This is a genomic window from Anaerolineales bacterium, assembly GCA_037382465.1.
Lineage (GTDB): Bacteria > Chloroflexota > Anaerolineae > Anaerolineales > E44-bin32 > WVZH01.
This window is the reverse complement of sequence record JARRPX010000025.1, coordinates 1-14,174: the sequence shown is the minus strand read 5'-3', so window position 1 is coordinate 14,174 and position 14,174 is coordinate 1. Positions and strand designations below refer to the sequence as shown.

General features: G+C 54.6%; 12 protein-coding genes. All 12 read left to right on the top strand.

Annotated elements, in window-relative coordinates; all coding sequences use genetic code 11:
• The first annotated feature begins 63 nt into the window (after positions 1 to 63).
• Positions 64 to 1,179 (top strand): nuclear transport factor 2 family protein, encoded by a 1,116-nt coding sequence (locus tag P8Z34_08350; protein MEJ2550677.1) that lies wholly within the window; start codon positions 64 to 66, stop codon positions 1,177 to 1,179.
• Between the two features lie 568 nt (positions 1,180 to 1,747).
• Positions 1,748 to 3,196, top strand: coding sequence for a pitrilysin family protein (locus P8Z34_08345; protein MEJ2550676.1), 1,449 nt, complete (start codon positions 1,748 to 1,750; stop codon positions 3,194 to 3,196).
• 26 nt (positions 3,197 to 3,222) lie between these two features.
• Entirely contained in the window at positions 3,223 to 3,378 is a 156-nt protein-coding gene (locus tag P8Z34_08340) for a hypothetical protein (GenBank protein ID MEJ2550675.1), read from the top strand.
• A gap of 69 nt (positions 3,379 to 3,447) precedes the next feature.
• Positions 3,448 to 4,470: a response regulator gene (locus tag P8Z34_08335; GenBank protein ID MEJ2550674.1), complete on the top strand. Its 1,023-nt coding sequence runs from the start codon at positions 3,448 to 3,450 to the stop codon at positions 4,468 to 4,470.
• Between the two features lie 48 nt (positions 4,471 to 4,518).
• Positions 4,519 to 5,367, top strand: a complete 849-nt coding sequence (locus P8Z34_08330; GenBank protein ID MEJ2550673.1) for a DUF4388 domain-containing protein — start codon at positions 4,519 to 4,521, stop codon at positions 5,365 to 5,367.
• 107 nt (positions 5,368 to 5,474) lie between these two features.
• Positions 5,475 to 5,840: a response regulator gene (locus P8Z34_08325; protein ID MEJ2550672.1), complete on the top strand. Its 366-nt coding sequence runs from the start codon at positions 5,475 to 5,477 to the stop codon at positions 5,838 to 5,840.
• Positions 5,841 to 5,887: 47 nt separating this feature from the next.
• Positions 5,888 to 6,646, top strand: a complete 759-nt coding sequence (locus P8Z34_08320) for a ParA family protein (GenBank protein ID MEJ2550671.1) — start codon at positions 5,888 to 5,890, stop codon at positions 6,644 to 6,646.
• Positions 6,633 to 7,775, top strand: a complete 1,143-nt coding sequence (locus P8Z34_08315) for a chemotaxis protein CheW (protein MEJ2550670.1) — start codon at positions 6,633 to 6,635, stop codon at positions 7,773 to 7,775. Before P8Z34_08320 ends, P8Z34_08315 begins: the two co-directional genes overlap by 14 nt.
• A gap of 88 nt (positions 7,776 to 7,863) precedes the next feature.
• Positions 7,864 to 10,182: a HAMP domain-containing methyl-accepting chemotaxis protein gene (locus P8Z34_08310; GenBank protein ID MEJ2550669.1), complete on the top strand. Its 2,319-nt coding sequence runs from the start codon at positions 7,864 to 7,866 to the stop codon at positions 10,180 to 10,182.
• A gap of 83 nt (positions 10,183 to 10,265) precedes the next feature.
• Complete coding sequence (locus tag P8Z34_08305) at positions 10,266 to 13,169, top strand: Hpt domain-containing protein (protein MEJ2550668.1); 2,904 nt, start codon at positions 10,266 to 10,268, stop codon at positions 13,167 to 13,169.
• Positions 13,170 to 13,429: 260 nt separating this feature from the next.
• Positions 13,430 to 13,651 (top strand): hypothetical protein, encoded by a 222-nt coding sequence (locus P8Z34_08300; protein ID MEJ2550667.1) that lies wholly within the window; start codon positions 13,430 to 13,432, stop codon positions 13,649 to 13,651.
• A gap of 286 nt (positions 13,652 to 13,937) precedes the next feature.
• The coding region (locus tag P8Z34_08295) for an NAD(P)-binding domain-containing protein (GenBank protein MEJ2550666.1) at positions 13,938 to 14,174 on the top strand (237 nt) is incomplete at its 3' end.

Here is a 14,174-nt window from a genome sequence, read left to right as displayed (position 1 = left end):
ACGGGGACGGTTGATCGTGGATTTTCATCGCTGAGGTCTTTGAGTCTTGCTGGAGGATCGTCGATGACTTTGAAAGGAAAGGGTTACTTTATCTGGCGGATTCCGAACTGCGATTCTGGAAATCCGGTGAGTATTGCCGCCAGCGCCGCGCAAGCGAAACTCTCGCACGTACTGATCAAAATCGCGGATGGTCCGTCCTGGCGCTACAACTATGATGAAACCCCTCAGGGCGTCGATCTCGTGCCTCCGGTCGTGGCCGAATTGCGCAAGGTGGGTATCGAAGTATGGGGCTGGCACTACATCATGGGCTACGATCCCATCGGGGAAGCTCGCCTGGCAGTATCTCGCACCCGGGCTCTGGGCCTTGACGGTTACGTGCTCGACGCGGAAGCGGAGTACAAGAAGAGCGGCAGGGCACAGGCTGCGACCCGATTCATGGAAGTGTTGAGGACTGGATTACCCGATTTACCTGTTGCATTGAGTACCTACCGCTACCCCAAAACACACGCCGAACTGCCGTTCAATGAGTTTCTCGAGTACTGCGACTACGCCATGCCGCAGGTGTACTTCGAGGGCGCCCACAACCCGGAAGAGCAGCTGGATCGCAGCGTCGAGCAGTACATGTCGCTCGCAAACGCCAGACCCGTGATTCCCACGGCCCCAACCTACGGACGGGGCAGTTGGCGCCCGACGAAAGATGAAATCCAGCGCTTCCTGGCACGCACGAAAGAACTCGGCTTGAGCGCGGCAAACGCCTGGAGTTGGGACAACGCCAGACGAAGCGGCTACATGGAATTATGGGATGCCGTTGCCGAATACAATTGGGATCCACCGCCACCGCCTCCGGATATTTCCGAGCAGCTGATCGACAGCATGAACGAGCACGATGCATCCCAATTGGCTGAACTCTATGCCGCCCGCGCGGCTCACGTCACGGGGGAACGAACGGTCGTGGGCAACGGCTCGATTCGGGATTGGTATCAGACATTGTTCAGCCAGTTGATGCCGCGAGGCCAATTTCGTCTGACTGGCAGAAGCGGAAGCGGTAATTCACGTCACTTCACCTGGAATGCTCAGGCCGAAACGGGCGTCGTCCGGAACGGGAACGATATTCTGGGATTGAAAGATGGCAAGATCCACTATCATTACACGTACTTCACCCTGGAACCGGGCTGGTGATTCGCGTCTGAGGGTCGAAATAGAGTTTTAGTTTCACGCCGCTGTCGGACGTGCTTTCTGCTCGCTGCGAGGTGTACCTCGCTATCGAATCCGTTCCCGACGAACACGCAGACAACCTTGAATCCAACGGATCTCAATCCGCCACCGCCGACCAGCACCAACGACGCTGGGTCTCTGGACTTCGAAGGGACTCTGAATTTCGGGCGATGGTAGCGTAGGTGACCGCCGCATCCGTCCTGTCGTTTCAAGAATAAGTCCGCCGTAAAAATGATGTCTGTGCGACAAGCGCGATTGTCCCAGATGATGTACATTTAAGGAACGCAATAAATTGAAAGGTGCTCGTAAGGTAAGGGGAGCGTAAGGGCAATATATCATGAGAGGTATATCTCATGATGAGCCTACTTGAGAAATCTCTCTTAGCGCGCATCATTCTACCCAGCATTCATAAATGCATCTCATAGGGGCTGGGGGGAGATACAGGCGAGAGATGAGGAATGCCATCGGGTGTGTCCTATAAGCCGCATCTCGATGTCATTCATGGCCAACGTCGTTCAAAGGTGATGATGTGATGCAACTGCATGCGAGACCCGAATCATCCGAATTTCATCACGACTTCTGTGACGCGGCTTCCATTTCAGCATCTCTGGCGATCCGAGCGGCAGATATCGGCCCGCGCAACTTGCTTGAGGGGAGGGAGGATTTCACTGTAGCACTCGAAACGCGTCCGTCCCAGTATCAAAGGACGACTTTGGAAAATGGCATCCGCGTGGTCAGCGAAACCATTCCGGGTTCGCGCTCCGTTGCCATCGGCATTCTCATCGATGCGAGTCCGCGGGACGAGAAGCCGGAAAAAGCGGGTTTGGCTCATCTGACAGAACACCTTCTCTTTCAGGGGACCAGCAGCCGGGATGAGAATCAAATTGCCAATCTCATGGACGTGGGCGGCGGGAATTTCGGTGGATTTGCTACCCGAGACTACACGTGCTACTTTGCCACTGTACTCGACGATTATCGGACGTACGCCATCGATCTACTCGGCGACATCCTGCTCAATTCGATCTTTCCGCCTGAGAACGTCGAGCGGGAAAAGACGATCATCCTGCGCGAGATCGACCGGGTACGTGACACGCCCTACGAACGTGCACACATGCTTCTGAAATCCGCCGTTTGGCCGGATCACCCATTGGGCCGGGCGATTACCGGTGATTCGACGACGGTTCGAGGACTCACGCGCGAGGATGTAATTTATTTTGTACACAATCACTATCTGCCGGATCGCATGATCATTGCTGCAGCCGGCAATCTGGAGCATAAGGATTTTGTTGCCCAGGTACGGGATGCCTTCTGGCGCCTCCAGGGTGCTGGACAGATCAGAGCCGTCGACGTCCCTTCGTTTCGATCCGGAAAGAAGATCGAACACGCATCGGTTTCGCAAGTCTACTTCTCTCTGGGAATCCAAACGCTTCCCTATGCTTCTGCAGATCGATATTCCATCCACCTCATCAACAACATTCTCGGCGGTGGAATCAGCTCGCGGCTTTACCGCAGCATACGCGAGGAGCGCGGACTCGTCTATCACATCGATTCCGAGTATCACGCCTATCGAGATGCTGGTTTGCTCGTCATCGAGGGGAGTACGGCGCCTGAAAATCTGATGCAGGTCCTGGCTATGACGCTTGTCGAAACGGGGCAGCTCTTTTTCGGTGATAAACCGGTGGACGCCGAAGAACTCTGGAAGGCAAAAATGTATTTGCGCGGGCAGCATTTACTCGCCGGTGAAAACACGAATACCCGCATGAGTCGATTGGCTACGCAAGAATTCTATTTCGGAGAACACATTCCTAGCGATGAAATTCTTGCTCGAATCGATTCACCCGATCATCACGATTTACAGCGATTTGCGAACGAGACCTTCGCAGATGTGTTCGGGAAGGCCATGATCGCGATCGTCGGTCCTGGGGATACGCAGCACTATAGCTCATCGTCGATCAACGACATGTTGGCTGATTTTCGATGAGCGCCTGACAGATAGGAGGCAACGAAATGCCAATTGATCCAGCAGTGAAAAAGAACTGGATCGAGATCCAGAAGAAGCACGATGTACCCGTCAATGCCATCGGTCTAAAAATCGATCCGAAGGACGAAAAGACATTGAAGGTCTGGCGAGAGGAAGGTATCGACAAGTTCATCAAGAGATAGAACGTAGCGAGCTTGGAATGACGATCGCGCCCCGGGTAGCTTAATCGTCCCCTGCGCCGAATGAGGTAAGTGGATTTGTCTGAAGATATGTTCCGCATGCTGCTTAGTGAAGGGATTGCCGCCGCAAAAGATGGCAATAAATCGCTTGCGTATCAACTCCTTCAAAAGGCCACGAAGGTCAACCCTGATGGCGAGCTTGGTTGGTTGTGGCTGGCCGGCGTTTCAGAAAGCCCACAAGAAGCGGTGGAATACCTGAAGCGCGTGCTGGCGATCAATCCTGCCAACCAGCATGCTATTTCCGGATTGAAGTGGGCACAGGGAAAGCTGGCGGAGGCGCAAGATACTGAAGGATCGGAGAGAAGTGCTGGCTGGTGTTGCCCGCTTTGCCAGACTCAATTTACAGAGCAGCTTACAGTGTGCCGTTCATGCGGAGCTGTACTCACGTTCAATGACCTGGATGCACTCATGCGCAACAAAGGGGCGAAGCAAGCGATTATCCTCGATGCCATTGAACGTCTTCGGAACGGCGAGGAGGATGAGGCTTCGTTCGACACACATTACCACCTGGCGCTGGCTTACTTAAATCTTGGTCAGATCGATGGTGGGACGGTTCGCTTGCGGCAGGCGTTACGCTTGCGTCCGGATGACAGCTTCTTGATTTCTCGGCTTGAAGAACTCACGCGAATCGCATCAGCGAAGCATGAGGTCGAAGAAGTTGGTTCGACCGTGCTTGTCGTTGATGACAGCCCGACGATCTGCCGGCTGGTCAAGATCACGTTGGAGCGTGAAGGCTACCGGGTCATTACGGCTGCCGACGGGCAGGAAGGCTTGGCAAAAATCATCGCCGAGCTGCCCGACCTGGTTCTGCTCGACATTACCATGCCGCGGATGAATGGATATCAGCTTTGCAAGAGTATCAAGACAACCCAGGAAACCGCAAATATCCCGGTGATCATGTTATCGGGAAAGGATGATGTTGCCGATAGGGAAATGGGACGGAAAGTTGGTTCGTGCGGCTATATAACCAAACCGTTCGAACCGGACGAGTTGGTTGAATTCGTCAGAGAGTACGCAATTGGTAATCATGCCTGAAGGGTCGATGCCCCCAATGTCTCTTGCTGAGCGAGGGTATACGGCGGATTGAAAACGATGAGTCTGGTAAATCTCGTACAGCTGATTTGTCTGGAAAAACAGAGTGCTGCATTAATCCTGATGAAGGAGGATGAGGAGGACGGGGTCATCTTTTTCAACCAAGGCGAAATCATCGACGCCGCGGCCGGTCCAATTCACGGCGAAGAGGCAGTGCTCGAAATCCTGACCTGGAACGAGGGTAAATTCCGTCTGTCGAGTGACGTGTTGCTGCCTCGCCGCACGATAACTACGCCATGGGAAGAAATCCTGGCAGAGGGCCGGCGGCGTGTCGCTGAGATGCAAGTCGAAGGGGCGGCCATCCTCAAACGAGACGAGAATCTCACCCAGAGTGAAATTGAGCATGATAATGCCCTGGAACTCGACTTGATTTACCTGTTGTCGAAACTCGAACATTCGCGTGCCTCCTTGACCGAGTCCGCCGGACAGGATCAGATTTCGGAGGCCTTCCGCATTTTCTCAAGAATCATGAAGAACGTGGTCGAGATGGCCGGGAAACATCTCCCTGGCAATGTCCTGGATGAAGCTTTGTCCGCTGCATACACGGCAGACAGCGGAATGGATCTCTTGAAGGTAAAGAATGACTTGATGTCCGTGGAAATGCCGGGAAACGATCAGAAATGGCAGGCGGGCGGCGGTGATCTCCAGGCTGCATATCCCCGGATCGGATTGGGCATCGTGGAGATTCTCGATCGGTTCTTCGCTTTACTCACGAAGCGTTTCCGATCCGTGTCTGCTGCGAATAGATGGTCCGATACGTGCGATGCTTTCCTGGATGAATTGAGGTCCGCTATCGAAGGGTACCCATCCAGGTTTCTCCGGCGGGGTTCTGGATCTTGATGGAAAGGACTTTATGCATGCAGCAGATCCTGCACCGCCTTGGTGGATAACAGCGGAATAGCGAGCCGTGACAATAATACTTTCAGGAAAATCATAAGGAGGTCTAGATGGCAAACGAAAAAATCCTGGTAGTGGATGACAGCCCCACCGATTTGCGATTGATGACGGCCCCCTTGAAGGACAAGGGGTATCGGGTATTCACTGCCGTGGATGGAGAAGAAGCCCTGGACGTTGCCATGCGGGAGCGTCCCGATTTGATTGTGCTGGATATCATCCTGCCCAAGAAGAATGGCTTCCAGGTTTGCCGGCAACTTAAAACTTCCCCGGATACAGAAGACATCCGGATCATCATGTTGACCAGCAAGACCCAGGACAGCGATCGCTTTTGGGGCCTTGAGCAAGGTGCTGACGAATATATGACCAAACCCTTTGATACCGAACAGTATCTAGCCAACATCGAAAAGCTGCTGTAGCCGGTAATTTCCGCAACTTCGTACATGCTGCTGCGGGAGGCGCAAGAATGACCGAGATCATCGGTGTACTGAACTTCAAAGGGGGTACGGGAAAAACCACCACGGTTGTCAATTTAGCCGCCGGACTTGCGCTCCGCGGCGAGCGAGTGTTATGTATCGATCTGGATGCGCAAGGAAGCCTGGCGACGTGCTTCGGCGTTCAGCACCCGAATTCACTGACCGATTTGCTGCTCGGGAAGGCCGAAACGAAAGCATGCATCGTCAAAGCGAGAGAAAATCTCGACCTGATCATCAGTAACGATAGTCTGCTCAAGGCGGAGGGGGAGTTATGGCGCATGAAGGACGACCAAAAAGCGAGATGGGTGCTTCGCGAGAAGATGCGATACGTTCGTGGCTATGATTACATTCTTCTCGATCATTCACCCTCCGCCAGCCTCGTAAATGAGAACGGTTTGCTCTATGCGCGCAAGATCATCGTACCGGTAGCGATGAATTATCTGGCGTTGATCGGCACGCGGCAGGTCATTCAGACTTTGATGACGGTTGGTAAGGTTTCGAATCACGACAGCGAACTCATGCTGATCGTGCCCACGTTTTATTATTCTTGGCTGCGTAAAGATCGAGAGGTTATGGAAATTCTCCAGCGGCACTTCGCCGATAAAGTCGCCGAACCGATCCGAATCAACGTTCGAATATCCGAAGCAATAGGGCGGCAGCGGACGATTTATGAATACGCCCCCAACAGCACCGGTGCGATGGATTATGCGCGTTTGGTGGAAAGGGTCGTGAGCGATGCAGAAGGATAAAGACAAGTCCACCAAACCACTCTTTGATGATCCGTTCGCACAGGCAGACGACACGGGGAAGCCAGAAGAAACCCCGGTAAAGCCGGAGGCTGAACTCCGTAAACGCGCGCCGGCGAGACCCAAGTCGGAGAAGGAACCCGCGGCCGTCGCGAAATCGAAAACCGCATCCCGCAAACGGACGGCGAAGAAGACGACGCCGAAGCCCAAGTCGGAGGAGAAACCCGCGGCTGCTGCGAAGCCAAAAACCGCATCCCGCAAGCGGACGGCGAAGAAGACGACGCCGAAGCCCAAGTCGGAGGAGAAACCCGCGGCCGCCGCGAAGCCGAAAACCGCATCCCGCAAGCGGACGGCGAAGAAGACGACGCCGAAGCCCAAGTCGGAGGAGAAACCCGCGGCCGCCGCGAAGCCGGAATCTCGGCTCGAAGGATCAACTGCAGCCGAACGAAAAACCAAAGCCCCTTCGTCGACCGGTTTGAATAAAGCAGAAATCGATTCTCAGATCGCGGATCAAGATTTGCCGGACGAAGGAATCGCGATCGGGTCGAGCCACGAGATTTTCTTCGATCCTGAGAAAGGTCGGACCCTGCTTGCGACGTTGATTGCGTCCATCGATGAAGGCGACGAGAAAGCCATGGAACGGGCGACGTTGGCCGCCTTGCCTTTTGTTCGTCAGATCGAAGCGATCGAAGGGAAGCAGCATGTAACGTTCGCCCTCGGCGAGTATGAATATGCGGTGTCCATCGATAACGTAGTCGAGATTGGTGAGCCATTGAATGCCACGCCGGTGCCCAACGTGCCGGAATGGGTTCTGGGGGTTGCCAACTTGCGCGGGGACATCGTCTCGGTAATCGATTTACGCATCTTCATGGGCTTGCCGGATGCCGATCCGGGGCAGGATAAAAGAATGTTGGTCGCGCGATCGAGCGATGGAGAGATCTCTACCTGTGTGCTCGTCGATCAGGTGCGTGGGATTCGATATTTGAACCTGGATCAAATTCGGCAGCCGACGACCGCGGTCACGGAATTCATCGAAGAATTTGTCGACGGCGTATGTGAAATCGAAGGACAAGAGTTCATGGTGTTGGATTTCGATCGGGTGCTTTCATCGGAGAGAATGCAGATTAGATAGAGGTGTATTCAAGGATATCTCCGGTGGGAAGAAATCATGACTCAAAATATATTCCCCAGGGGACGTGTTTTTGGGAAAGGAGTTCGAGATGTTGAAAAGGTTGCGTGATCGAGGTGTTGGTTTTAATCCACTTCGCAATGTGAAACTCAGAACGAAAATGACGGTGGGCTTTCTGATCATCATCGTTTTCGTAGCCTTCCTGGGTTACAATTCGGCCGGCTCGATCACAAAAGCTGGCAATGAAGCTGCGCAGCTAGAACAGGCACTCGTTCCAGGAGCGAGTGCCTTGCTGGAGCTTGAGGCGGCTTACAGTTCACTTTTCAAGGAGATGGAAGGATATTTGGCATCGGGTGGGGAAGATAACCTCAATGATGTTTTGAACTATGTCTTATCGATACAGCAATCCGTTGATGAGTACATCGTGGAAGAAGTTCAAGGGAGTGCTGGGTCATCTGAAGCCGCGAATCAGATCAAGGAACAATCCGATTCCATTCTCGTCCTGGTTCAACGCGGTATGGGGACGGGCCAAGATATCCAGCGAAGGCAATCTGATCTCAACAGCCTGGGGACTGCCATGTACCAGGAGGCCGTCGAACTCAGCGGAATCCTTGAAGTGCAAATCGAGGTTAACGCGGATAAGTACGCCGAAACACAAGCCAGTGTCGCGAATTCGATCTCTCTTGGCAGTCCGGATAATCCCACATTCAATTTCCTTACCCAAGATGTCGTGCCGTTTTGGGTTGTTCTGCTTGAAACGGATTCAACACTGGGCAACATGATCCGGGAGGTGGATCAGGCGGCGGCAACGGGGGACCTCGCCGCGCTCACTGAAAACGTCGATCTATATCGAGAACAGATCCAAGCGAATACCGCAGAACTCGAATCGCGTTCGGTTGAAATGGGCGATGATACGGTCGTGATGGCGAAAGATGTAGCCGCGCGTGCAGCGAACATACTCGATTTAACCCAGGGATATCTCCAGGAAGTTGATTCTTATGTGGCAAAGCAAACTGAGCTGGATGGATTGAAGCAGGAGATGTACGCCGATGCGGATGTCCTGGGAGATCTCCTTGATGTTCAAGTCAACGAACGGTTGGGCGAAGTCGATGCTTCGATCGCTGCTGTAAATGCAGTGCAGGCTTCTGGTAGAAGGGCGATCTTGTTCATCGGCTTTGGTGCGTTGGCTGCGGCGGTGCTGCTGCGCTTCGTCGTCGTCCAGGATATTCTGCGCTCGATCGACGCCATCTCGCAGACTTGTTCCGAGATCGGTATGGGGAATTTTGACGCTCGAGTCGAGGTGACGTCCCACGATGAGCTTGGTGAGACGAGCGAAACCTTGAACGCCATGCTCGACAATACGCTGGGACTGATCCAGACGCGTGAGGAGCGGGACGCGATGCAGGCTTCGATCCAGAAGCTGCTGCGCGAGGTCAGCGGTGTCGCGGATGGCGATCTAACCGTCGAGGCGGAAGTGACGGCAGACATGACCGGCGCCATCGCCGACTCGTTCAACCTGATGATCGGCCAATTGCGCGAGATTATCACCGGCGTACAGCAAGCCACACAAAAGGTGAGCGCTTCGGCGAACGAGATCCAGGCACGAACCGAGCAGTTATCCCGGGGCAGTGAATCGCAAGCCCTGCAGATTGCTGAGACCTCCGGTGCGATCGAGGAGATGGCGACGTCGATCGCTCAGGTTTCGGAGAGCGCAACAATGTCGGCGTCGGTGGGTGAGCAGTCCCTGGTCAACGCCAAACAGGGGACGTTGGCCGTACAGAATACCATGCAAGGTATGAATCGCATTCGCGATCAAGTGCAGGAGACCGCCAAACGGATCAAGCGGCTGGGTGAAAGTTCCCAGGAGATTGGCGAGATCGTGGAATTGATCAGCGACATTGCCGATCGAACCAGCATCCTGTCCCTCAACGCATCGATCCAGGCTGCAATGGCGGGTGAGGCCGGGCAAGGTTTTGCCGTCGTTGCCGAGGAGGTCGAACGTCTGGCCGAGCGTTCGCTGCAGGCTACGCAGCAGATCGAAACGTTGATCCGCACCATCCAGACTGAGACGAACGAGGCCGTTGCGGCCATGGAAGCTACCACCAACGAGGTGGTTTCGGGAACAAAGCTGGCGGAGGAAGCGGGCAACGCCCTGAACGAGATCGAGGCCGTTTCGGTTCGCCTGGCGGAATTGAGTCAATCCATTTCATTGGCGGCTCAGCAGCAAGCCCGCGGATCGGAAAATGTGGCAAAGGCGATGAGTGAGATCGCAGAAATCACGCAGCAGACCGCCGAAGGAACGAAAGACACCGCTGTTTCGATCAACTCGCTGGCTCGAATGGCCGACGAACTGCGCGTATCGGTCAGCGCCTTCAAATTACCCAGCGACGGTATGCATGCGATGGCCTAGCTGTCGAAGTGGCGAACGACGATCGATACGGGGTGACCCGTTGGTCGGTTCGGGGTTGTAGACACGAGTTTGGAGAAGACCCAATGGTAAAGAAGACGGACGAGGATGTGCTCGCTGGTTTTCTCGACGAAGCTCGAGGTTACCTGCCCATCATCCTGGAGAGGCTCGAAGCTTTCCGGGCAGATCCGCAGCAGTCGACCGCGATCAAAGAGGCATTCCGTTATTCGCACACCATCAAGGGTACTGCTTCGATGATCGAGCTGCCGGGATTGAGCCTCATTGCTTCCTATCTGGAGGAAGTCCTCGAAGATTTCGTCGCGGGCAAACGCAAGATGGGCAAACAGGCATTCGGACGGCTGCATAAACTGGTCACTCAGATCGAAACATTCCTGGGCGGTATTGTCAGCGGCGAGCTCGATGAGCGGCGGTTGATCGAGGATGCCACGATCGTTTATCGCCGCATGCAGCGACTGCCGAAGGCGGAAGACCAGACTGCAATTGAAGAGGCGCTGCGTAAAATCGCTAAAAATGTAGAAAGCACTCTGGATGTAGAATTCGAACCCGTCGTTTCCACACCGGATGACGCGCAGCGTCATGAGGATGTCTCTCCCGAACTTTTGAACGTCTTCCGCGTGGAGTCTGAAGAGCACATGCGCAATGTCGGCTCGCTGTTGGTGAAGATTGTCAAAGAACCGTCGGACGTAGAATCTTTGCAAGCCATTCGCCGCAGTGTGCATACTCTCAAGGGCGCAGCGGGGTCCGTCGGCTTATTGGCCGTGGCGCAGCTCACCCACAGAATGGAAGATGTGCTGGATCGTTTTTCGGAAGCAAGCATGCCCATTGACACACAATCCATGGATCTGATGTTCGATTCTGCAGACGCCCTGGAGGATTTGGTTTCGGGGGATGTCGAAGCGTCTGCGATGCAGAATACCCTGCATGATTTGTACGGCCGCTATACAGACCTCCTCGGAGATGATATCGAGGAACCGCTTTCTCCCCAAATCGAATTATTCGGCGAAGGCGGGATTCTGGATCTGGAGACTTTGCCGACGCTCACCGAAAAATCGGTCGGCGCTTTTCCTGCGATGACACGGGCATCGCGTAAGCCGAGTAAGATCGTGCGCGTACCTCTGGAACGGCTGGATGAGCTTGTCAAATTGGTGAGCGAATTGGTCATCAGCCGCTCTGCCTTCGAGCTGCGCATGAAAGACTTCACTCGTGAAGTGGATGAATTGCGGCTGAGCAGCGAGCGCCTGCGCCGTTTGACGTCGACCATCGAGACCAATTATGAGGTGCGTGCACTCGGCGGACGGATCAGCATGCTTGGCGGAACGAGAGATCGGAACGCAGCCAACGAAACGGGAATGGTGGACGCGGGAGACTTCGATGAGCTGCAATTCGACCGCTATACCGAGTTTCATCTTTTGTCTCGAGAGTTGACGGAGACTTCGAGTGACATCCGCACGATGGGAACCGAACTCTTCAACTTGATTGCGGAGTTCGACGGCATCCTCACCCGTCATCGCCGGCTTTCGACTCAAATTCAGGACGAATTGATGCGCACGCGCATGGTGCCCCTGGCTACACTTGCGACACGTTTCTATCGAACCGTCCGCGTACTTTCACGCGAACAGGAAAAGCTGGTGGATTTGATCATCGAAGGCGAGGAGATCGAGATGGACACGACGGTCCTGGATGCGATCGTCGACCCCTTGCTGCACCTGCTGCGCAACGCCGTGGATCACGGCATCGAGACGCCGGAAGTTCGCAAGTCGAAGGGTAAACCGGAACGTGGCCGCATCGATTTGCGCGCCTATAACGAGGGCAACCAGGTCGTCATACAGGTGCGGGATGATGGAGCTGGACTGGATCTCCAGGCAATCCGTTCCGTCGCCGTTCGAGAGGGATACGTTACGGATACCGAAGTACAAAACCTCTCCGATGCAGAGATCTACACGTTTGTTTTCATGCCGGGATTCAGCACTGCCGATGAAGTCAGTGAGGTGTCTGGCCGCGGGGTCGGGCTGGATGTCGTGTGTACCAACGTCGAGAACCTGAAAGGTACGCTGGCGATCGATTCGGCGCCCGGCGAATATACGCTCTATACCATTCGCCTGCCGATGACGTTGGCGGTCACGCGGGCCATCCTCGTTAAGGTGAATGAGGAGACCTTTGCCATCCCCCTGAGTGCGGTATCGCAAATCCTGCGACTGGAAGAGGAGCGGATCGAAACCGCAGGTAAAAAGCCCGGGATCCGATTGGGAGATCGTGTCGTTCCGCTGCGCCATCTGGGCGAGGCGCTCGGGCTTGGTCAATCCGCCAGCGATATCATTGAGCACATGCCGCTCTTGATCCTCAAAGTTGGAGATCAAGAAATCGGATTGGTAGTAGATCAGCTCCTGACGGGACGCGAGATCGTGATCAAGACTCTCGGCACTCATCTGCGCAGGGTCCACGGCGTCACCGGGGCTACGCTGATGGGGGATGGAAGCGTGGTTCTCATTCTGAATCCGGCCGATCTGATCACAGGAACCCCGCAAGCGGAAGTTCAGGGCCGGGCAAGAGACCGGGCGACCGCCGTGGAGGATGAAGGGTCATTGATCGTCATGATCGTCGACGATTCGTTGAGCGTTCGCCGCGTCGTCTCCAAACTTGTAACGCATGCCGGTTGGCAGCCGCTTGCTGCGAAAGACGGCATCGAAGCGCTGGAGATTCTGCAGCAAGCCTCCCAACTCCCGGACTTGATCCTTGTGGATATCGAAATGCCGCGCATGGACGGCTTTGAACTGATGTCCACTTTGAAAGCGCACGAGAATTACAAAAACATACCGCTCGTCGTTTTGACTTCACGCGCAGGGGGTAAGCATCGGAGCAAAGCGCTGGAGATCGGTGCAGCGGAATACCTCGTCAAACCCTATCAGGAGGATGAGGTGCTGCGTATCATTCGGAATCTGGTGCATCAATCCCAGGCCGTGAGTACGTAGGCTGGGTGAAGGGACGATTCCCTACACGTTCACTCTCGACCTCATGTTCTTCTCGAACGCCACACCAGCCTTGCGGGACCGGCTCCTTCGAAGAAGTATATTGCTAATCTTTGGCCTCATGTAAGACGGTTGATGTGCTGCGTTATGCTGTCTCTCAACCCAGTCGACATCTCGAACGAGGAACTTGCAGCAGAGATTGACAAGCTGCATATCACCGTTTATAGTCCCGTTAGCGCTAACGTAAGGCAAACAGGAGAATCATGACGCGCAGAAACGGCGTGTCTGACTCGGCACGTGAGGCTGGGGTCTCATTGATGAAGGCTTCGCGCAAGGTCAGCATCTGTACCCAGCCCGCAAACGCGGCAGCGGGTCAGGGGCCGTCATCCAACCGCTCGGTCATCGCCCAGTGGTATCGCTCGCAGTCTGGCGACCCGGTAGACGGAAGCCATCGGAATGCTACGCTGCTGCCACGAGATTGTTGAACCAGAATATCGAAGAAGGCGATGGGATTTGAGACAATGCCGTCGTCATGCCGCCGCGCCTCATCGTGCGAGATTCGGTGCCGTAGCGGCGGTTGAAAAACGTAGAATAAAGCCGTGTGAGATGAGTGAAGCGGACATCACACAAGCATGTCGTCGAAAGGCGATCCGCATTCTATTTTTCTGCAGTGAATGACCGGACGGACCCCAAGGCGCCATGTCTCATCTCGTGGCCGTCCTGGTTGAGATTAAAAAATCTTCAATTCACGAACCAAAGGAGTGCTGTTCAATGAAAGAAGCTGACATCGGTTTGATCGGACTGGCGGTGATGGGCCAGAATCTAGTCCTGAATATGGACGATCACGGTTTCACCGTGGCTGTTTTCAACCGTACGATTTCGAAGGTGGATGAGTTCCTCCAGGCTGGCGCGAAGGGCACCAACGTGATCGGGACCCATTCCATCGAAGAACTGGTTGGTGTGCTGAAGAAACCCCGGCGCGTGATGTTGATGGTCAAAGCCGGTGCT